General features: G+C 58.5%; 20 protein-coding genes and 1 pseudogene. 12 read left to right on the top strand and 9 right to left on the bottom strand.

Annotated elements, in window-relative coordinates:
* Nucleotides 1-79: 79 nt before the first annotated feature.
* Entirely contained in the window at nt 80-1024 is a 945-nt protein-coding gene (locus PI739_RS06255; RefSeq protein ID WP_003432935.1) for a DNA/RNA non-specific endonuclease, read from the top strand.
* A 97-nt stretch (nt 1025-1121) separates the two neighbouring features.
* Here the strand turns inward: PI739_RS06255 and PI739_RS06250 are convergent, their stop codons facing one another.
* The 8 genes and pseudogenes from PI739_RS06250 to PI739_RS06220 form a co-directional block, all read right to left on the bottom strand.
* Nucleotides 1122-2042 (bottom strand): substrate-binding domain-containing protein, encoded by a 921-nt coding sequence (locus PI739_RS06250; protein WP_003367134.1) that lies wholly within the window; start codon nt 2040-2042, stop codon nt 1122-1124.
* Nucleotides 2043-2060: 18 nt separating this feature from the next.
* Nucleotides 2061-2819, bottom strand: a complete 759-nt coding sequence (locus PI739_RS24830) for a methyl-accepting chemotaxis protein (protein WP_371857160.1) — start codon at nt 2817-2819, stop codon at nt 2061-2063.
* A 96-nt stretch (nt 2820-2915) separates the two neighbouring features.
* A pseudogene (locus PI739_RS24825) lies at nt 2916-3086 on the bottom strand (HAMP domain-containing protein); the annotation flags it as partial.
* Nucleotides 3087-4251: 1165 nt separating this feature from the next.
* The gene (locus PI739_RS06240; RefSeq protein WP_003423890.1) at nt 4252-5088 is read right to left on the bottom strand and encodes a DUF1206 domain-containing protein; all 837 of its coding nucleotides are present in this window, start codon (nt 5086-5088) and stop codon (nt 4252-4254) included.
* Between the two features lie 108 nt (nt 5089-5196).
* On the bottom strand, nt 5197-6288 hold the full coding sequence (locus tag PI739_RS06235) for an SMP-30/gluconolactonase/LRE family protein (protein WP_003367125.1): 1092 nt from the start codon (nt 6286-6288) through the stop codon (nt 5197-5199).
* 115 nt (nt 6289-6403) lie between these two features.
* Nucleotides 6404-6715 carry a hypothetical protein gene (locus PI739_RS06230; protein WP_032631694.1) on the bottom strand — a complete coding sequence of 104 codons (312 nt, stop codon included), beginning with the start codon at nt 6713-6715 and terminating at the stop codon, nt 6404-6406.
* Between the two features lie 34 nt (nt 6716-6749).
* On the bottom strand, nt 6750-7130 hold the full coding sequence (locus PI739_RS06225; RefSeq protein WP_271351733.1) for a DUF2778 domain-containing protein: 381 nt from the start codon (nt 7128-7130) through the stop codon (nt 6750-6752).
* Nucleotides 7131-7263: 133 nt separating this feature from the next.
* On the bottom strand, nt 7264-7764 hold the full coding sequence (locus PI739_RS06220) for an Hcp family type VI secretion system effector (protein WP_271351567.1): 501 nt from the start codon (nt 7762-7764) through the stop codon (nt 7264-7266).
* A gap of 503 nt (nt 7765-8267) precedes the next feature.
* On the opposite strand from PI739_RS06220, the gene PI739_RS06215 reads away from it, so the two are divergent.
* The 3 genes from PI739_RS06215 to PI739_RS06205 all read left to right on the top strand — a co-directional run bounded on the left by PI739_RS06215 (nt 8268) and on the right by PI739_RS06205 (nt 10183).
* Nucleotides 8268-8639: a hypothetical protein gene (locus tag PI739_RS06215; protein WP_060707650.1), complete on the top strand. Its 372-nt coding sequence runs from the start codon at nt 8268-8270 to the stop codon at nt 8637-8639.
* A 2-nt stretch (nt 8640-8641) separates the two neighbouring features.
* On the top strand, nt 8642-8824 hold the full coding sequence (locus PI739_RS06210; RefSeq protein ID WP_003315517.1) for a DUF1289 domain-containing protein: 183 nt from the start codon (nt 8642-8644) through the stop codon (nt 8822-8824).
* A 105-nt stretch (nt 8825-8929) separates the two neighbouring features.
* A complete protein-coding gene (locus PI739_RS06205; protein ID WP_003432948.1) occupies nt 8930-10183 on the top strand; it encodes an MFS transporter in 1254 nt (417 codons plus the stop codon).
* Between the two features lie 6 nt (nt 10184-10189).
* Here PI739_RS06205 and PI739_RS06200 read toward each other — a convergent pair whose 3' ends face one another.
* A complete protein-coding gene (locus tag PI739_RS06200; protein WP_003432950.1) occupies nt 10190-10939 on the bottom strand; it encodes a carbon-nitrogen hydrolase family protein in 750 nt (249 codons plus the stop codon).
* A gap of 239 nt (nt 10940-11178) precedes the next feature.
* Here PI739_RS06200 and PI739_RS06195 point away from each other — a divergent pair, with 239 nt between their 5' ends.
* The 8 genes from PI739_RS06195 to PI739_RS06160 all read left to right on the top strand — a co-directional run bounded on the left by PI739_RS06195 (nt 11179) and on the right by PI739_RS06160 (nt 21396).
* Nucleotides 11179-13290, top strand: a complete 2112-nt coding sequence (locus PI739_RS06195) for a TonB-dependent siderophore receptor (RefSeq protein WP_003432952.1) — start codon at nt 11179-11181, stop codon at nt 13288-13290.
* Between the two features lie 53 nt (nt 13291-13343).
* Nucleotides 13344-14072 (top strand): DUF4198 domain-containing protein, encoded by a 729-nt coding sequence (locus PI739_RS06190; protein WP_003367111.1) that lies wholly within the window; start codon nt 13344-13346, stop codon nt 14070-14072.
* A 361-nt stretch (nt 14073-14433) separates the two neighbouring features.
* Entirely contained in the window at nt 14434-14889 is a 456-nt protein-coding gene (locus tag PI739_RS06185; RefSeq protein WP_024663487.1) for a hypothetical protein, read from the top strand.
* A 296-nt stretch (nt 14890-15185) separates the two neighbouring features.
* The gene (purU, locus tag PI739_RS06180) at nt 15186-16052 is read left to right on the top strand and encodes a formyltetrahydrofolate deformylase (RefSeq protein ID WP_003407853.1); all 867 of its coding nucleotides are present in this window, start codon (nt 15186-15188) and stop codon (nt 16050-16052) included.
* Complete coding sequence (gene folD, locus PI739_RS06175) at nt 16049-16951, top strand: bifunctional methylenetetrahydrofolate dehydrogenase/methenyltetrahydrofolate cyclohydrolase FolD (RefSeq protein WP_271351565.1); 903 nt, start codon at nt 16049-16051, stop codon at nt 16949-16951. Before purU ends, folD begins: the two co-directional genes overlap by 4 nt.
* Nucleotides 16933-18174, top strand: a complete 1242-nt coding sequence (locus PI739_RS06170; protein ID WP_248680618.1) for an FAD-dependent oxidoreductase — start codon at nt 16933-16935, stop codon at nt 18172-18174. Before folD ends, PI739_RS06170 begins: the two co-directional genes overlap by 19 nt.
* A gap of 13 nt (nt 18175-18187) precedes the next feature.
* On the top strand, nt 18188-18493 hold the full coding sequence (locus PI739_RS06165) for a sarcosine oxidase subunit delta (protein ID WP_003367099.1): 306 nt from the start codon (nt 18188-18190) through the stop codon (nt 18491-18493).
* On the top strand, nt 18490-21396 hold the full coding sequence (locus PI739_RS06160) for a 2Fe-2S iron-sulfur cluster-binding protein (protein ID WP_058396789.1): 2907 nt from the start codon (nt 18490-18492) through the stop codon (nt 21394-21396). Before PI739_RS06165 ends, PI739_RS06160 begins: the two co-directional genes overlap by 4 nt.
* The last annotated feature ends 2 nt before the right edge of the window (nt 21397-21398 follow it).

Genomic DNA, 21398 nt, shown 5'->3' with positions numbered 1-21398 from the left:
GAACGTCAGGCCTGACGCCGCTCTGTAACGCGTCTATGGTGAACTGAGGACATTCAATCCACACACAGGAGCCAGCACCGTGCCTGACAAGAAGTTCGCCATCGATCTCGCCTACCGGCCCCGCCTTGCCGACCTCAAACCGCTGACGTCGACTACCACGCTGCTGGAACCTCAGGCGTTGGCCGCACCACGCACTACACCGGCAAGCGACTTGAAAAAACGCACCGGCTACGCCGAGAACTTCCTTGGTGATTTCATCGTGCCCTGGCCGACCACCGACGAAGAACTTGCGCCTGATGTCTACCCTTTGAAGAACACCGGTAATCGCCTCGATTACACGCACTTTTCCATCACCATGTCGCGCAGTCGGCGTCTGGCGCTGTATGTCGGCGTCAACATTGATGGTGCCAACAGCGTAGAGGTCAAACGCAGCAAGGATTCCTGGGCATTTGACGGCCGCCTGCCCGCCGAGGCGCAGATTGGCGAAAGTGTGTACGCCGACAACCTGCTGGATCGCGGCCATCTGGTTCGGCGTCAGGACCCTAACTGGGGCAAGGAAGCCGAAGTTGCCAACAGCGATACCTTCCACTTCACCAACTGCTCGCCGCAGATGGGTGCGTTCAATCAGAAGACCTGGCTGGAGCTGGAGGACTACATTCTCGACAACACACGACGCTGGAAGTCACGGGTAACGGTGTTTACCGGCCCCGTGCTGCGCGACGACGACCGCAGCTACCGCAATGTCAAAATCCCTTCGGCATTCTGGAAAGTCGTGGCGTTTCTCGGCGATGACGGCAAGCCTTCGGCCAGCGCCTATATGATTGACCAGACCCGCGAGCTGGGTAAGCTGGACATCATGTTCGGCCCGCTCAAAACCTGGCAACGCAGCGTGGCGCAGATCGAGCAACTCACCGGCATCCGTTTTGGCGATCTGTCCAGCTACGACGGCTTCTCCAACGAAGAGCGCCTGACCGGCACACGCATCGAAGCCCAGATCCGCGGACCACAGGATATTCGGGTCTGACTTGCCGGTAAGCGCGGCCTACTCCACGTTCGATCCCGAGTGTGCAGCAAGGACACAAACGTGTGACGCACAGCGCCACACGTTTGCAACCTGCACACTACTCGAACTGCTGACGGTTTTCCGGAGTAATAAGCCTGAACGGCACCCAGATGACCGGGGACGCCAGGGTTTCGCCGCGCGCCATGCGCATCGCGGCATCCACTGCGCCGTTGGCCTGCCCGAGCGCATCCTGGAACACGCTCACCGCCATCTTGCCTTCGGCCATCAGCTTCAAACCGTCCGGGGTGCCATCGATCCCGCCCACCAGATAATCACCCGCCTTTTTGCCGGTTTTTTCCAGCCCCATGATTGCCCCAATGGCCATTTCGTCATTGTTGGCGGCGACGATGGAGAAGTCCACGCCCTGCTTGACCCATTCAATCACGATGGTCGCAGCCTGACTGCGCTCCCAGTTGCCGATTTTCTTCTGCACGACCTTCATGTCCGGGTACTTGGCGACCACCTTCTCCACGTCCTCGGTGCGCATGACCGATGATTTGTTGCTCGGGTCGCCGACCAGAATCACCACATTGCCCTTGTAATTGGCGCGGCGGGCCAGCTCTTCCATCTGCAGGGTGCCGGACTCCAGTTCGTCAGAGCCGACGAACGCCGTCAGCGCAGGCCATTTGGCAGGTTCCGGATTACGGTTGACGAATACCAGCGGAACCTTGGCTTCATTGGCCAGACGCATCATTTCCGGCGCACTTTTGCCACTCACCATCGCGACCACGATGGCATCGACTTTCGAGTTCACCAGATTGCGAAACTGCCGCATCTGCAGCTCCACGTCGTCCTGGCCGTTTTCCATGAAAATGTCGGCGTCCAGCAGGGCTACCTGTTTCTCCACGCCGTGGCGCAGGATGGTCTGGAAATTGTCGTTGTATTTGGCCATGCCTACACCGATCAGCGGCGTTGCTGCCTGCGCCAGGCCAGCGAACAGCAGGCTCGCACTCAGGGAAATCGATAACCACTGTTTCATGTTCTGACTCCCGGGGCGTTAAACGCTGAAATGATGGAGCAGCTCGCGCTGATCCCTGGCCATTTTCGACAGATCCTGACTGCTGATTGCCGATTGCTCGGCACCGTCGGCGGCCTGCTGGGCAGAATCGTTGATGTGCGTGACCATGCGACTGGTCTCCTGCACCGTTGCGCTTTGCTGCTCGGTGGCCGCAGCGATCTGAATGTTCATGTCGCGAATCGTATCCACCGCCTCGCCCATTTCCACCAGCAATTGATCAGCGCCGGAGGCCAGTGTTACGCAATGGTCGGACTGGATCTGGCTTTCGTTCATCACCTCTACCGCCGAATGGATCTTGCTCTGCATCTGGCCGATCATTTCCTGGATCTCGCTGGTGGAGGTCTGTGTGCGACTGGCCAGCGAGCGCACCTCATCGGCCACCACCGCAAAGCCCCTGCCCTGCTCGCCAGCCCGCGCCGCTTCGATGGCTGCGTTGAGCGCCAGCAGGTTGGTCTGTTCGGCAATGGTGCGAATGGCGTCGACGATACCGTCGATGTTCTGCCCGTATTTCTGCAATTCGTCGGTCACCGCAGACGCCTTGTTGACCTGTTCAGCCTGCTGGCGAATGTTGACGATGGTTTCAGCCACACGCTTTTGCACCTTTCCGGTCAGCTCACTGGTGCTGTCCACCGCGCCGCGTGTGTCCTGAGCCCGACGGGCCACTTCCTCGACCGTGCTTTCCATTTCATTCATGGCTGACGCGGCAGAGTTGAGCCGATCCTTTTGCTGGTCGACCACGCGGGTCGTCTGCTCACTGATCTGCGCGTTCTGGCTGGCGGTCAGCGCCAGGGTATCGGCCGACCCGATCAACTGACGAAACGTCTGTTGCAACGACTGGGTGAATTCATTGAGATAACCACCCAACTCACCAAACTCATCGCGACGGCTAACGTCGAAACGTACCCGCATGTCGCCACCGGTGAGAGTCTTCAAAACCTCGCGAAACGCCGCCAGAGGGCGACGCAGGCTGAAGGCGACCCATGTGCCGATGATCGCTGCCGCCATGACGGCCAGCAGGCAGGCGATCAGCAACAGGCTAAGGCTGGTGGCAATGGTCGAATCCGCCCCGGCCTTGGCCTCATTGGCCACCGCCAGTGACTGATTGCCGAACTCGCCAATCTTGTCCAGCGTTGCCTGAAGACGGGTTTCCGCTGCCTGGCGCTGTTTGTCGACCTGCTCGGCGAGCGCCGCTTCCTGCCTGTAGGCCTGATAAACGCCGTCGCTGCCGGTCAGATCATTAAGCAGGCGGTTGACCATCACGCCGGCAATCCGGCCAGCACGCGGGTCGGCTGCGATGAGCTCCCGTGTGCGGGTGCTTATCACCTCATCCTGCAGGTTGAGCACGCGCTGCAAGGCCTGAATATTCGGTGTGGCGGCATGGGCAGCCAGACCTTCGTAGGATTTGCCGACTTCCAGTAAAAGCTTTTCCCCCGCTGCCACAGTTTCGGCGGAACCGGCGTTGCGCTCGCGGGCAATGTAGTCACGAAGATAACCGGTCAGTTGCGCGCCCTGACTGTTGCTGTAGCCCTGCAACACTCGGCTCTGAATTGTCTGCAGAACGTGCTGTCGATGGCTGGCAATCAGCGTCTGCGCCTGCTCGGCATAGGCAGCACTCAGTTGGCGCTGCTGGTTCAGGTTGTCGCGCAGTTCGGAACGATCGCCAATATAGGCAGGCGTGCTGTCCAGCAGCTGATTGAACCGAGCCATGCTGTCGTTGAAGGGCTGTTTGCCATCGTCGATCTGTCTGGGATCATTGCTGACCAGGATCCCGAGCAGTGCCTGATTGGCGCGCAGCACATGCACGTAAAGCTCGCTCGCCGCCCTGCTCAAGGGTGCGGACTGCCCTGTGATGACGCTTATCCGATCGCTTATGGAATGGGTGCTTTGATAGCTGATACCTGCCATGGCAAGCAGCAGTACTACCAGCACAGCAAATCCACCGATCACTCGCTGAAGAATGGTCATGGCTATCCTCTTTATTTTTATTGCGCTGAATCTGATCCGGGCCCGCGTCGAGAACGTCAGTCCGGAAAATGATCGGAGCGCTAAAGAGAATGTCGGCTGCGCCAAGGGCGACTTGAGAAGTAGGTCACGTTTTTTTACTGGCAGGAGCCACTAAAAAGGACTGCCTGACCTGAGACGTCAAGCAGTCCTCTATCAAATATGGTGATCAGCGGAAATGACGCGCCACGGCTTCCGGCGCATCAGGCACGTCCATATTGATCCGGCGCCAGGCCGCCTGCGCGAAGCTGTATACCGAAAACGCAATCAGCCCGAGCGCCACAATCAGCAATACCAGGCCACCTGCGGGCAAATCCTGCAAACCGTTGAGCGCGTCCTTCATGCCCGGCGGGTGCATGGCCTGATAACTGGAACCGCTTACCGCCAGTAACACGGCAATTTCAATGAATGCCACGCCCCGGGCGATCAAGCCGAAGCGCGATACCGGACGCACGTACTTCATGACGTCCTCGTCGGCCTCGAAATACTTCTCGAAGGAAGCCTTGTAGCCCTTGATGATGTGCACAATGCCCAACCCCAAGGGCACCAGGGCGACCACGTAGACCAGCAGATTGGAGTGATCCCAGGACAGAATGGCTGCCAGCAGGTCCTTGGCCTGACCACCGTCCGATGAGCCACCGGAGCTCTTCAGCCCACTGACCAGCAGGCCAAGGGCGAAGAACGCCAGTGCGCCGTACGTAAAGCCGCCCACCAACAGACCACCGCGAATCACCAGCCCTTTGAATTCGCGGCCATGATGATCAACGTCCCGGGTAGCCTGCAAGACACGCCATGCTGCAAACGCCAGCAGGCCGACGATCACCACCCCGACCAGAACACCGCCGAATGGCTGGCTCAACAGCGCTTCAAGACTGCTGTGGCTGTCGGCAGGCTGCGATGAGCCTTGCGCCGCCAGTACCGCGAACAGACCGATAATCAGATAAACAACACCACGGGCGGCATAACCGCCCCGTGCAAGTAGAACAAGGCCGCGTTGCGCCGACATAATTAACTATCCCTGAAAGTGATTACAGGAACAGACCGGGCACAGCCCGGGGGGTTCGACCCGATTGACGACGCGTCATGCCAGGCGCCGTCATCGGGTCACACACCGTCAGGCAAACGTGGCACCGCGCGCGTTGACGAACACCGAATAAAGCGAATGGCTGCTGGCCATGAACAGCCGATTACCCTCTCGCCCGCCGAAGCAGATGTTGGCGCAGCGTTCGGGCAGGCTGATGTGGCCGATGGCCTTGCCTTGAGGGTTGAACACGCGCACGCCGTCGAGTTTCTCCATATCCGCCTTGGGGTCACCATTGCCGCCCCAGCCGCACCACAGATTGCCGCTTTCGTCGCACTTGATGCCGTCGATGGCCGCGTAGTCCAGACCTTCGATGTGCTTGCGCCGTTCGCCCAGCGTGCCATCTTCCTTGACCGCTATAGCCCAGATAAGGCCATTGGGTTTGGCCCGCCCTTCGACCACATACAAGGTTTTCTCGTCCGGCGAAAAGCACAGACCATTCGGACCGGCCAGATCATCGATAACCCTGGAGACCTTGCCGTTCGAGGGGTCTATGCGATAGACGCCGAAGGGTTGCTCCTGCTTGACCTTTTGACCTTCATAGTTGCTTTCGGCCTGAAAGGTAGGGTCGGTGAACCAGATAGAACCATCACGTTTGCAGGCGATGTCGTTGGGCGAATTGAAAGGTTTGCCCTCGAAGCTGTCGGCCAGCACGGTGATACGCCCGTTGTACTCGGTACGCGTCACCCGCCGCCCTTCGGTGGTGGTGCTCGACCCCTCACAAACCAGCAACCGGCCCTGACGGTCGCGGCACATGCCATTGGAAAAGTTCGAGTGCTCGCGGTACACCGACAGCTCGCCCGTTACCTCGTCCCAGCGCATGATGCGATTGTTGGCGATATCGCTGACCAGCAAGTAGCGACCGTCTCCGATCCACACCGGCCCTTCGGCCCAGCGCATGCCGCTGGCCAGCTTCTCGACGCTGGCATTGAATATTCGTATGTCGGTAAAGCTGTCATCCAGCACACGGACCAACGGGTCGGGATAGCGCTGGGTCAGCGGCTGAGCGCTGGAAAGACGCGGCAATGCGCCGATGGCGGCAACGGTTGCTGAAACGGCCAGCGATTTTTTCAGAAAGCTCCGACGGCTTGGCTCCAGAGCGGGGCTTGAGGTTGAGAAATCCATCATGCGTCTCCTTGTTATTTTTGGAATGGCGCCGGCCTTGCGGCCGAACGTCATCCTACAAGATAACGCTGCATGGCTTGAATGATAGCCGTGTGAGATCAGGCAGCACTGCGTATTATCTGCCAGCTCTCTTATTAGCTGCTGACTGCCGTTCTGCTCTGAACGTATGAAGCCTTTTAGCTGCAGCGCATACAAGAAACGCCGATGGAACCAGCATTACGAATACCATTAAGGCAAGAATCAGGAACTCTCCATCCTCGCCACCGATTATGCCTAGCGCACTCACTGCTGAAGCATACATATCGAGGCCTGTTTCAGTTCCAAGAAGCCAGCCAATAAAGCCTAAAGCGACAACCCACTTAGTGAGCAGCGTAGCCAGTAGCAAAACCAAAATACCCACTACGATGAGTTTTATTATCTTCTTCATTTGGAATTCTTATCGCCAGCATCGACCACATCTATTATCCCATAGTACTTGAGATTCGTTCCGTCAATAACCGCCCCCTCTGGCTGCGAAGATACTTCTTAAGCTCATCGAAACCAATCTGAGAGTTAAGAGTAACGCAGCCTTCGCTTACACCACGCGGCCCGACGGGGTGGAGCCTAAACGCGCCACGCCGTATATTATCAACAGTTGTCTGATCATCAACTTCCCCGTCATCTCTGTAGAGACCAAACCACTCTCCTCTGTCTGTGCCAGCCAAAAAGTCTTGTAACGGCTCTCTAACCCAACCGAACCTGCCCCCACTTTGCCGATCAACAATAAAATATCGCCCAGTTGGAATTGCACCTTTCCCCTGAACAGACTGATATTGAGGATTGTTAACAATTGGAGCCCCCATACCCGAGAACGCTTCATAGCTAGCTTGGCCACAACGTAAGGTGCTCACGGATTCACTATTTAATGAAAAGCTGCAATATGCAACATTAGGATTATTGGTATTTTCCGACATATAACACCCTTCTTTGGCAAAACTAGGCGTAGACTCTACTTTTTACACCATCCCAACCACCCGCTACTTGTCCGCCGCCTTGACCATCGGATCGCTTCTGCTGGGTATAGAGCATTTTTATGCACCCATAATTAAGGCGCACTGTTTCAGTTGGAAAACCACTTTCAATCGAGCCATTACCATTCAGAGATACCGAAGAAATTATCACCTCTTCAAGCTTTATCTCTAGATATTTTATTTTTTCCGTACCTGCACGATTTACAGCGATAGTGACCTCTTTGAAATGCTTACCACTGCAGCAAGCCTCATGGAGCTTTGGGGTAGATTTATCAACAGCTTTACGGAAAAAGAAATCGCTCATACTGGCTCGCCCGCTGCTTGCCCCGCCAGCGCTTGTTGTCGTCGCCGACGCTGACTGGCTTGCACCAACATCAAAATCCGAAAGCTCTATCCAATCTTTAAATACAGCGTCAAGAGATTCGCCAGGAATACCTTCGATCTGCATATAAGTATCAAACGCCATAGCACCACTCCCTGTGTACATTTAACAAAAGACTTATAGTAACTGATTTTTTTAGGCTGAAAACTTTTTTCCTATAACTCACCCAAGAGAATTCAAGAGAAATTCTCGCAGAGCTTACAACTCAACACTGAATCATTAACAGCGCCACTAGCATATCAAGTGTTGACACCTACAAATAATGCGCCAAACACACCTTTATGAAAAACCATCACTGAATACTCCTTAGCCGATATTAAAACGTCGCCAGCTCGACAAGCAATAAGTCAAGGCACACAAGGATGCCCGAACGGCACATGTTAACGCTATCGTCTTTATCTGAAGACCATGAAGGATAAGTCATACTGAAACATTTAAAAATAAACAAGACCTTATAATTATGTGCTTAACCTGATTTGCAGGCCAACTCGAAGCACAGCTTTCACGTTCTTGATTACCTCAAACTGTAAGCAAAACCAGCAATCAGGTATCGTGACCATCTTTCTCTCTACACTCCAAGGTCCCCCATGCCATCCTGCAAACGCGAACAGGCCCAGACAGATCGGCGTCTGGTGAGCGCACTGACGCACGCCTGCGAGACCGCCAAGGCCGAAATGCCCGGTTTTTGCTGGCTGACTCATGAAGTCGATTACGCGGCGTTCCCGGCCAGCCTGCAGGTGGTATGGGTGTTTGACACGCTGGCTGACAAGAACGCTGCACTGGAGCGCGGGTTGGGCGAGCGGATGATCGGTCTTACGGTAGAGGCACTTGACGATGCACAGGTCAGCCTGTCGAATCCAGCGGCTCATGTGCATGTCGACTGCGAAGAGCAGTGCCTGCGCGAGAACGCGGGCGACTGGCAGCAGCGCATCAAACGCAAATACGCCAGACGAGGTTGAACATGGCCAAGGACATCGAAAACCCGTGCATTTCCGTATGCCAGCTCAGCGGCGATCTGTGTGTGAGCTGCGGGCGTACCAAGGACGATATCCGCAAGTGGAAGCGCATGAAGCGGCCAGAAAAAATGGCTGCCGTGCAACGCGCGACCCAGCGACTGAAAAGCCTGCAGAAAAAGAGCATTTGAAGCCTAAATTTCATCTTCGGTGCGGAAACTTCTTTAAAACGGCCCGGGTCAGTATTACCCGTGACTCGGTTGCCTGGAGTCGGACGAATTACAGGAACTTCACTCTTGGTCAGTCATGCAGATCGCCGCAACACCCTTTCACTGGACAGCCTGAATTTCTTCCTTGCCGATGTGCGCGATGGCCTGGGCCCGTATCTGGCGATCTACCTGCTGGCAGTGCACAAATGGGACCCGGCCAGCATCGGTGTGGTGATGACCATCGCCGGCATTGCCGGGCTGCTGACCCAGACACCTGCCGGGGCGCTGATCGACCGTACGCCCTACAAGCGCGCCATGATTGGTGTGGCGGCCTTGTTGGTGACGCTGAGTTGCGTGATTCTGCCGTTTACCTCGTCCTTTTCCATTGTCGCCCTGACCCAGGCGTTGAGCAGCATTGCGGCCTCGGTATTTGCACCGGCCATCGCGGCCATTTCGCTGGGCATCACCGGGCCAAAAGCGTTTACCCGCCGTACCGGACGCAACGAAACGTTCAACCACGCTGGTAACGCCTGCGCAGCCCTTCTGGCTGGCGGCTTCGCCTATCTATTCGGCCCTATTGCGGTGTTTTACCTGATGGCCGCGATGGCGCTGGCGAGTATTGTCGCGGTCAGCTTCGTTTCCGCAGACGCCATCGATCACGACGTGGCTCGGGGCTTCGACGCCAGTCACGACGTCAGTGGTCATCAGCCGTCGGGGCTTTCTGCACTGTTGAGCAACAAGCCGCTGCTGATGTTTGGTATCTGCTGCGCCCTGTTTCATCTGGCCAACGCAGCGATGCTGCCGCTGGTGAGTCAGAAGCTGTCACAGATCAACATGCAAATGGCGACACCGCTCACTTCAGCGTGCATCGTCGCGGCCCAACTGGTGATGGTGCCAGCCGCGCTGCTGGTAGGTATGAAAGCGGATGTCTGGGGGCGCAAGCCGCTACTGCTGGCCGGTTTTCTGTTCTTGCCGATTCGCGGTGTGCTTTACACCCTCTCCGATGATCCCTATTGGCTGGTAGCGGTGCAGATGCTCGACGGCATCGGTGCGGGCCTGTTCGGTGCCCTGTTCCCATTGATGGTCAAGGACCTCACTCAAGGCAGCGGGCGTTTCAACGTGAGTCTGGGTGCGCTGTCCACGCTGTTCGGGCTGGGTGCAGCGCTGAGCAATAGCCTGGCGGGTTTTGTCGTGCATGCGGCAGGTTACAGCGCGGCATTTCTGACCCTTGCCGGTGTGGCAGCGGTAGCGTTCTGCCTGTTGTGGCTGGCCGTGCCAGAGACCCTTTCGCGCTCGCATAACGAACCCGGGCTCAAGCCGGACACTGCCGTGGGCGCGTGAAACGTCCTACTCCAGCGTAACCGCCCTGACCTGCCAGCCCTCGCGCTGGCGGGTCGCGACTACCAGACCACCTCCTTCACCTTCCATCCCGCCGACCCAACGCCCTTCCTCGTCCCACAGACCACTGCGCCCCGCCGACTGCCAGCCGCCAGTCGGCCCTCCATGATTGGCCATCAACACCGGCAGCGAGTGGCGGCGGGCATGCCCCGAAAGCAGTCCGGCGTCGTATTCATAGCCTCCCGGCGAGATCAGCACACTGGCTGCGTACAGCCAGGCTCCGCCTTGCGCCAGGCGGCGCGCATGCTCGGCGTGGGCAAAGTCTGCACACACGCACAGACCGATCCGCTGCTGACCAAGTGGCAGATAGCAGTCCGCATTGCCTGCGCTAAACACCGCGTCTTCACCGGGATGCAGGTATTGCTTGGCATAGGCGATGACATCGCCCGCAGCGGTGAAGGTCAATGCGCCAATCAGGACGCTATCGTCCGGCCCCTTGAGCGGCACGCCAAGGGTGGTCGTCAATCGCAACCTCACCGCCAGTGCCGCGAGCGGCGCCAGACGCACATCGTCGGCAAGCAGGGCGAGTTCGCGAGCCAGATCCGGTTCGTAGCCTGTGAGTGACAACTCTGGAAACAGCAGGTAAGTGGCGCCCTGTTCAGCTGCCCGTTGCATGAACGCCAGGTGCCCGGAGAGGTTGTGCTCGATAGCTCCCCGTGCAGAGCAGAATTGGGCAGCGGCGAGTATTGGAAACGTCATTGGCTCTCCAGAGCACACAGGAATCACAGGCGAGAGGTTCGCCGACCTCAATAGCCGGGTTGACGCATATTACATTTTCAAGGCCCAGCGAAGTTGTACGACGTAGTCCCCCACCTGAGCGCTGAGTTGCAAGGATCGCCCCCCCTACTGATCAGCCCGATGTTACATCCCCAGCAACAAACAACAATAATTCTCAACAGAGATGTTATATTGTATCTATTATCATCAGGAAGTCTCACATGTCGTCTCGTAGAATCGCGTCTCTGGCAGGCTTGGCAATCGGCGTTTTGGGCAATACGGGTTACGCGGAGGAAAGCCCGCAGACCATAGAACTGGAAAGCGTCAACGTCACGTCCGACTATCAGTACGAGACGGCGACCAGCCCGGTCCAGGGCTATCGCGCTACCCGCTCGGCCACGGCCACCAAAACCGATACCGCCATCGCGGATATCCCGCAGTCGATCAGCGTGGTGCCTGCCTCGGTGCTCAAGGACCTTGGCAGCAACAGCGTCGAGCGTGCGCTGGATTTCGCCGGCGGCGTGTCGAAGCAGAACAACTTCGGCGGTCTGACGCTTTACGAGTACAGCATCCGGGGCTTTACCACTTCCGAATTTTACAAGGACGGCTTCAGCGCCAACCGCGGCTACCCTGCCACGCCGGATGCCGCAAATATCGAGCGTATCGAAGTGCTGAAAGGCCCCGCCGCCAGCCTGTACGGGCGTGGCGATCCGGGCGGCACGGTCAATATCGTCACCAAGAAACCCCAGCGTGAAGCCTTTACCACCTTGCAGACCAGCGCAGGCAGTTGGGATCGCTATCGCACCGCGCTGGACGTCAACACCCCGCTGGATGAAGAAGGCAATCTGCTCTCGCGGGTCAATCTGGCCGTCGAAGACAACAACAGCTTTCGTGACCATGTAGAAAGCAAACGGGTGTTTGTCGCCCCGTCCTTCAGTTGGCAACTGAACCCAGACACCCGTCTGCTGGTGGAAACCGAATTCGTGCGCCACACATCGACTTTCGACCGGGGCGTGGTCGCCCCCAACAACACCTGGAGCGGCGTGTCTCGCTCGACCTTCCTCGGTGAGCCGGACGATGACATCGATAACGACAACAACATGGTCCAGTTCGCGTTGGACCACCAGCTCAACGATATCTGGTCACTGCGTCTGGCCAGCCATTACAAACAGGGCGAGATGTCGGGTTTTGCCAGCGAGGCGCGCCCGTTGAATGCCGACGGGCACACGGTCAATCGGCGTTATCGGGAGCGCGACAACAACTGGCATGACAGCATCACTCAGTTGGAATTACGCGGTCGTTTCGATGGTATGGGAGTCGAGCACGAAGTGCTGATCGGCACCGAGTACGAGAACTATCGCAAGAACGAGCGCGTCACGACCATCGCCGGCAGCCCCTACGCCATCGACATCTACAACCCGGTCTACGGCCAACCGAAACCCGCCGGCGCACGCTCCGGTACTGATTTTTACGAGCATGTCGAAAGCCGCGCGCTGAACCTGCAGGACCAGATTGTCTTTACCGACAAGCTGCGCGGCATGATCGGGGCACGCTACGAGCACTTCGATCAGCAGGTCGATGACTTCACCACCAACGCCACCTCCGGGCAGCGCCAGGACGCTTTCACTCACCGCGCCGGGTTGCTTTATCAACTCACACCGCAAGTCGGTCTGTTCGCCAACGCGTCCACCTCGTTCAAGCCCAACAATGGCCTGGATGCCGCCGGCAAAACCTTCGACCCGGAAGAAGGCGTCGGCTATGAAGTCGGGATCAAGAGCGAACTGTTCGACGATCGCCTGAGCACGACCCTCGCCGCCTTTCATATCGAGAAGGAAAACGTTCTCGCCCTTGATCCTGGCACCGACACCAATCGTGCGGTGGGCAAGGCTCGCAGCCAGGGCTTGGATCTGCAATTGACCGGGCAGGTCAGCGAAGCCATTCGGGTCATCGGTGCCTTCGCCTACATTGACGCCGAAGTGACCAAGGGCGACCAGACCATCCCCACCGGCAGTCGCATCCTCGGTGTCGCCAAACACAGCGGCAGCCTGCTGGGCGTCTATGAGTTCCAGGAAGGCGCGTTGCGCGGCTCGGACGTGGGCGCGGCGTATACCTACGTCGGCGACCGCTCTGGGCAGTCGGGCGCTGACTTCGAGTTGCCGGCCTACCAGACCGTAGACCTGCTGGCGCATTACAAAGCCAGCGAGAACGTCACGGTGGGTCTGAACCTGAACAACATTTTCGATGAAAAATACTACGAGCGCTCCTACAGCAATTACTGGGTCGCGCCTGGCGAACCGCGCAACGTTACGGTGAGCCTGACCCTCAGCCTCTGACGCTCATGACAATTCGATTCAATACACCCCGCTCCCAACAACAAGGACGCATCATGCTTTCAAACAAACCTTTCCTGGCCCTGGGCCTGCTCGGCGCTTTGTTCGCCAGCCACGTCAATGCGCACGGTCTGTGGACCGAACAGCGTCGCGGCAATATCGAAGTGGTCTACGGTCATGGCGCCGAAGACAACGCTTTCAAGGCGCAGAAAGTCAGCGGGGCGTGGGCCTACGACCTGCAGGGCAAAATGATCCCGGTGACGGTACAACGCCTTGAAGACCACGCGCGTCTGGTGCCGCTCAAGCCGCCTGCGGTCATGAGCGTTGCGCTGGATAACGGCATGTGGACGCGCGACGCCGAGAAGCGATGGGTCAATGAAGGTCGCAGCAAAGTACCCAATGGCACCGACTCCATCCACACCTTCAAATACAGCGTGGCCATTTACGCCGAAGGCGCGCACCTGCCAGCGTTCAACAAGTTGAATTTCGTGATCGTGCCGCAGACCGACCCTTTGAAAGTCGGCGCAGGCAAACCACTGCCGGTGCGCGTACTGATCGACGGCAAACCCGCCGCCGGCATCAAACTGATCGGCGATTACCGCAGTGCACCGGATGTCGTCAGCGCCGAAACCGATGCACAAGGTCTGGCCAGCGTCATCGTGCGTAACGAGGGGCTGAATATCATCGCCGCCGAAGTCACGCTGCCGGTCAAGGACAACGCCGACATCGCTGAACGCGGCTTGTTTACCTCGCTGACGTTTGTTGGTGAAGCGCATCACGACTGATGACGCGCAGTAGCAAATAACTTCTACTCAGCCACGCAAGGTATCTTCGGCCGACGTTGCCGGAGAACCTTGCTGATCGCACTTTGCGCGTGCCTGCTCGATTGCCTGCCTGTTGATGCTTGCCCATGCGGACAGCATTTCCAGCTGCGGCTTCAATGAGTGGCCGAGTTCGGTCAAGTCACAGCAAACATCGTCGAAGCCTTGGTCAGGCAGTCAGGTTCAACCCAAGAGCCTGACCATGGAATGCGTGCGCGAATATACAATTTTGTACAAAATAGATACATCAATCTAAAGGTCCGCTGTTGCAGGCCGATAGGCGTACTAAACAAGACTCCACAAATCCTCCGGGACCGGAACCTCAATGAAAATCGCACCTTTCGACACCCCTCCGATCATGAATATTCAAGTCGTGAGCTCAACGCCAGCTTCGGTGACAGAAAGCTCCGCAGTATCCAGTGTTACACCTGCCGCTGTTAAGGTTCAGATCTCGAAGGAAGGTCAGGAAAAACTCGAAAGTGAAAGGAACGCGGACATTGATCGGTCCGGCCTGCCTGAGGACGTCAAGGAAGTCTTGAAAAACATCCGCAAGCTTCAGGATAAGATCGCTGAAAAGAACCAGGAATTGATGGAACTGCTGAACGACAAGACCCTGTCGGAAGATGAGAAGAAACGGCAGAGAGAGCTTTTGACGTCCACCATCAGGAGCATGCAATCAGCGTTGTCCCAAGCCATGAGCGCGCTGAATAACGCGATGTCGTCCAATAATATGGACTCCGATAGCCGTAGCCAGGCCAAGGGCCTGATCGGGATGAAATAGGCGTCACGCATTGACCGGGCCGTGAATATTTCCAGCGGGCGCAACGCTCCGCCGGAATAGCAGCTTGCCACTACAGTGAAATCCGGCGATCCCGCCCCCCCCGCAAGAAACCTGCAATATTCCCTTTAGTAAACAAAGTTTCCAGAAACCTCTGGACGCTGGATTTCCTTTCGCCTATAAAACAGCCTTCAAGAATATTAAATTCCTGTAGAGAATTTTATTCATCGACGAAAAACCTCTGCACCTGACCTTTTTCGCCCTGCGCCAAACTGCCGCTACCCTTCAGAGGACACGCCATGCAACACGAGAAGAACCATTTCATCCTGAAGATCAGCTGCCCGGCGACCTCCGGGATTGTCGCGGCGGTGACTTCCTACCTGGCTGGCAACAGCTGCTACATCGGTGAAATGGCCCAGTTCGACGATGAGTACAGCGGCACTTTTTTCATGCGTGCAGTGTTTCGCTTCAACGATGGTCATGAGGGCGACATCCAGCAGTTGAAAGCCGGCTTCGACGCCGTTGCCAGCGACTTTGCCATGCAGTGGGAGCTACACGACACGCGCCGGCCGATGCGTGTGCTGCTGATGGTCAGCAAGTTCGATCACTGCCTGACCGACCTGCTGTACCGCTACCACAAGGGCGAAATGGACATGACCATCACGGCCATCGTGTCCAATCATCTTGACCTGCGACCGATGGCCGAACGTGAGGGGATTCGCTTCATCTACCTGCCCGTGACCCGAGAAACCAAGGCCGCGCAGGAAGCCGCACTGATGAAGGTGGTCGATGAAACCGGCACCGAGCTAGTAGTACTGGCGCGCTACATGCAGATTCTCTCCGACGACCTGTGCCAGCAACTGGCTGGCCGGGCGATCAATATCCATCACTCGTTTCTACCGGGTTTCAAAGGCGCCAAGCCCTACCATCAGGCTTACGAGCGCGGTGTGAAGCTGATCGGTGCCACCGCGCACTACGTCACCAGTGACCTGGACGAAGGTCCGATCATCGAGCAGGAAGTGCAGCGCGTCGATCACGTCTACCTGCCTGCCGACCTGGTCGCGGCGGGACGCAATAACGAAACCATCGCGCTGTCGCGGGCCGTCAAATATCACCTGGAGCACCGCGTGTTTCTCAACACGGATCGAACGGTGGTGTTCCGATGAGCGCACACATCATCGACGGCAAGGCCGCCGCCGCTCGCGTTCTGCAACAGTTCAGACACGATGTGAACACCTTGAAGGTCGAAGGCATCGAACCGGCACTGGCGGTCATTCTGGTCGGTAATGACGCGGCCAGTGAGGTTTACGTACGCAACAAGATCCTGCGTGCCGAGGAAGCCGGCATTCGCTCGCTGGAACACCGCCTGCCGGCCGACAGCAGCCAGGCCCGCTTACTGGCGCTGATTGCCGAATTGAATGCCGACAACACGGTACACGGCATTCTCCTGCAACTGCCCTTACCCGCTCACATAGAAGAAAACCGCGTCCTGCAGGCTATCGATCCGGGCAAGGACGTAGACGGCTTTCACAGTGAAAACGTCGGTGGTCTGAGCCAGGGGCGCAACGTATTGACGCCCTGCACCCCCAGCGGCTGCCTGCACTTGCTCGAAGAAACCTGCGGCGATCTGAGCGGCAAGCATGCGGTGGTAATCGGTCGTTCCAACATCGTCGGCAAACCCATGGCCGCCCTGCTGCTGCAAGCGCACTGCTCGGTGACGGTGGTGCATTCGCGCAGTAATGATGCCAGGGCCTTGTGTCAGTTGGCCGACATCGTCGTGGCAGCGGTTGGCCGCCCGCGCCTGATAGATGCCAGCTGGCTCAAGCGCGGCGCGGTGGTGATCGATGTCGGTATCAACCGCATCGACGACCACGGCCGTAGCCGCCTGGTGGGCGATGTGGACTTCGACAGCGCCATCGAAGTCGCCTCTGCGATCACGCCCGTTCCCGGCGGGGTCGGACCGATGACCATCGCTTTTCTGATGAAAAACACCGTGACTGCTGCCCGGCAGCAGGCCCACGCGCAACGCAGCCAATCGGAGGCCGTATGCCTTTCAACCTGTTGAAATACGGGCTCAGTTCGGAGTACCCGGTCGAGGTAGATCTGCCTGCGCCGAAGGAACTGAAGTCCTCCTACGACGTGGTGATCATCGGCGGCGGCGGGCATGGCCTGGCCACCGCCTACTACCTGTCGAAATACCACGGCATCACCAATATCGCCGTGTTGGAAAAAGGTTACCTGGGCGGCGGCAACACGGCGCGCAACACGGCGGTGATCCGCTCCAATTACCTGACCAGCGAAGGTGTGAAGTTCTATGCCGAGTCGGTGAAGATGTTTCAGGGCCTGTCCAACGAGTTCGACTTCAACATTATGTACTCCGAGCGCGGCCAACTGACCCTCGCGCATACCGATGCCACGGTCCGTTCGTTCCGCCAGCGCGCCGAGGTCAACAAGCATTTCGGCGGCCGCACCGAGATGATCGACCGCCAGCAGATCCGCAAACTGGTGCCGAGCCTCAATCTGGACCCCGGTCATCTGCCGGTGCTCGCCGGCCTGTGGCACATCGACGGCGGCACCGCCCGGCATGATGCGGTTGCCTGGGGCTACGCCAAGCAGGCGGCCAAGCGCGGTGTGGAGATTCATCAACTGACCGAAGTGCAGGAACTGGTGATCGAGAACGGCACCATCACTGCGGTGAAGACCAATCGCGGCACCCTCCAGTGCGGCTGCGCCGTACAGGCGGTGGCGGGCATGAGTTCGCAGATGATGAAGAAGGCCGGGATTCGCTCGCCGATCCAGACCTTCCCGCTGCAGGCGATGGTCACTCAACCTTTCAAACCCTTTCTCGACCCGCTGGTGAGTTCGTCCGCCCTGCACTGCTATGTGCAGCAGACCAGCCGTGGCGAAGTGGTGTTTGGCGGCGGTTCTGATCCGTACCCGTTGTTCAACAGCCGCTCGACGCTGGACCTCAAGGAAAGCCTGCTGGCCCACGCCATCGAGATGTTTCCGTTTCTGGCCAACGCCAAACTGATGCGCCAATGGGCCGGGATCACCGACATGACCCCGGACTACAGCCCGATCATGGGCCTTTCCCCCGTCAGGAACTACTACCTCGATGCGGGCTGGGGCACCTGGGGCTTCAAGGCCACGCCGATCTGCGGCAAGACCATGGCAGAACTGGTGGCCAGCGGCGGCAAGGTGCCCGAGTTGATCAGGCCATTCGCGCTCGAACGCTTCTCAACCTTCCAGCAAGTCAACGAAATGGGCGCAACAGCGGCCAGCCACTGACGGAGAGCGACACATGAAAATCATGACCTGCCCGCTCAACGGGCCGCGCAACATCAGCGAGTTCACCTACGGCGGGGAATTCAAACACATGCCCGACCCGCAAACCTGCAGCGACAGCGAGTGGGCCGATTACGTGTTCAACAGTGAAGACACACTGGGCGTGGTGTGCGAGTGGTGGATGCACAACCCCTCCAGCTACTGGTTCCTGGCCGAGCGCCACACCGGCAGCGACGAGATCATCCGCACCTTCGACCCACGCGACCTGTTTACCGCACGTATCGACTTCGCCCCCCTCGCCTCCAAGGAGATCGCAGGATGACCACCCCCGCCCGCCTGCCCGCGCCCATGGGCCTGCTGATCGATCGCACCCGGCCGCTCACGTTCAGCTTCGATGGCAAAACCTATCAGGGCCTGCAGGGCGACAGTATCGCCAGTGCTCTGCTGGCCAACGGTCGCTTCCTGCTTTCGCGGTCGTTCAAGTACCATCGCCCGCGCGGCCCCCTGACCATGGCCGGGCAGGACGCCAACAGCCTGATCCAGTTGCCTCACGAGCCCAACGTGATGGCCGACACCGTTGCCCTGCAGGAAGGCTTGCAGGCCACCGGCCAGAACTTCAACGGCTCGCTGGACAACGACCGGGACGCGTACCTGGGCAAGTTCTCGAAGTTCATGCCGGTGGGTTTCTATTACCGCTCGTTCTACAAGCCCAAGGGCATGTGGAAAGTCTGGGAGCCAATCATTCGCAAGAAGGCCGGCCTTGGCGTGCTGGACCTGGCGTTCCAGCCCGAGTACTACGACAAGGCCTACCTGTTCACGGATCTGGCGGTGATCGGCGCGGGACCTGCCGGCTTGCAGGCAGCACTGAGCGCCGCCAATGCAGGCGCCAAGGTGTTGCTGATCGAACAGCAGCCCATTCTCGGCGGTTCGCTGGCCTATGCCCGCTTCGATGTCGACGGCCTGCGTGCCGAACAGCTGCGGCGTGAACTGGTCGCTGCGGTAGAAGCACATGACAATATCCAGGTGCTCAAGCAAGCGACCTGCAACGCATGGTTCACCGACAATTACCTGCCGGTGATTCAGGGCAAGCGTTTGTACAAGGTGCGCGCCACACACTGTCTGGTATGCAGCGGCTCGTTCGATCAGCCGGTGATTTTCCGTAACAACGACCTCCCCGGCGTCATGCTGACCAGCGCCGTACAGCGCCTGATCAAGTTGTACGCCGTCAAGCCCGGCAAACGCGCGGTAGTGCTGACCGGCAACGATGACGGTTACCTCGCCGCACTGGACTTGCACGATCAGGGCGTCGATGTGGTCGCAGTGGCCGACATGCGCAGCAGCCCGTCGGACCGGACGCTGCGGCTTGCGCTGGAGAAGCGCGGCATCGTCTGCCACATGAACACAACGGTCTATGAAGCGCTGCATGAGAAAGGCATGCGCCATGTGAGCGGTGCCGAGCTGCGCAAAATCACTGGCCAGGGTCAGGTGGCGAACAGCGGCTCGCGTGTCGACTGCGACCTGCTGTGCATGTCCGGCGGCTACATGCCGGTCTACCAGTTGTTGTGTCAGGCCGGCGGCAAGCTGGCCTATGACGATCAGCAGGCCGAATTCGCCATCAGCAGCCTGCCGAAGAATCTTGGCATTGCAGGCTCGGTCAACGGTTACCACGCGCTGGACAACGTGCTGGCCGATGCGGCGCATGCTGCCGCCGGCGTGGTCACGGCACTGGGCCTGACATCGGCTGAAAGCCCTGCTCCGCTGCGCAGCGAAGCGCAGGTCAACTTCGCCTGGCCGATCTTCCCGCACCCTGACGGCAAGGATTTTGTCGATTTCGACGAAGACCTTCAGGTACGCGATATCGTCAATGCCACGCGCATCGGCTATCGCGACATCCAGTTGGTAAAACGCTATTCCACGGTAGGCATGGGCCCGTCACAGGGTCGTCATTCGGCACTGCCGACCGCGCGACTGGTGGCCGCTTCGACACAGCGCAGTATCAGTGAAACCGGCGTGACCACAGCCCGACCGCCCTTCGAGGCAGAAAAACTGGCACACGTTGCGGGCCGTGCCTTCGATCCGTATCGGCAGACACCCATGCACCAGCGTCATGTGCAGGCCGGTGCGAAGATGATGCCGGCCGGGATCTGGCAGCGTCCGGCGTTCTATGGCAAAGCCTCGCAACGCGATGCCTGCATGCAGCAGGAAGCGCTGCACGTGCGTAACAAGGTCGGCATCATCGACGTGTCGACACTCGGCGGCCTGGACGTGCGCGGCCCCGATGCCGCCGAGCTGCTCAACCGCATGTATACCTTCGCCTTTCTGAAACAGCCGGTCGGGCGTTCGCGTTATGCGCTGATGACCAACGAACAAGGTGTGGTCATCGACGACGGCGTTTGCGCGCGCTTTGCCGAACAGCATTTCTACGTTACCGCCACCACCAGCGGCGTGGATCGCATTTATCAGCAGATGCTCAAGTGGAATGCCCAGTGGCGTCTGAACGTGGACATCACCAACGTCACGGCGGCCATTGCCGCGGTCAACGTGGCGGGTCCGGATTCACGCAAGGTGCTGGAGCAGGTCTGTACCGACCTTGATCTGTCTGCCGAAGGTTTCCCTTATCTTGGCGTGCGCCTGGGCACTGTTGCCGGTATCAAGGCGCGGCTGCTACGGGTCGGTTTCGTCGGCGAACTGGGCTACGAGATCCACGTCCCCGCTCGTCACGCGCTCAGGCTCTGGGATGCACTTGTCGAGGCTGGCAAGGTCTTCGACATGCGTCCGTTCGGCGTCGAGACGCAACGTCTGTTACGTCTGGAAAAAGGCCACGTCATCATCAGCCAGGACACCGACGGCATGACCCATCCGGCCGAAATCGACATGGGTTGGGCCGTCAGCCGGAGCAAACCTTTCTTCGTCGGCCGCCGCTCGGTGGACATCCTCGAAGCCCAGCCGCAAAAGCGCAAACTGGTTGGCTTCACCCTGCCCAAGGCCAGCCCGCTGCCGCTCGAGGGGCATCTGGTGCTCAAGGGCCCGGACATCAGTGGCAACGTGACGTCCTGCGAGTACTCCTCGACCCTGGGCATGATCATCGGCATGGCCTATGCCGCGTTCGACCAGAGCACACCCGGCCAGCAGATTCCGATCCGCGTCGAAGATGGCGTGGTGGTTCAGGCAACCGTCGTGAAACTGCCCTTCTTCGACCCTGAAAACCAGCGCCAGGAGCTCTGACC

Source organism: Pseudomonas cerasi (assembly GCF_027983475.1).
Classification (GTDB): Bacteria; Pseudomonadota; Gammaproteobacteria; order Pseudomonadales; family Pseudomonadaceae; genus Aquipseudomonas; species Aquipseudomonas cerasi.
This window is presented reverse-complemented; position numbering and strand designations above follow the sequence as displayed.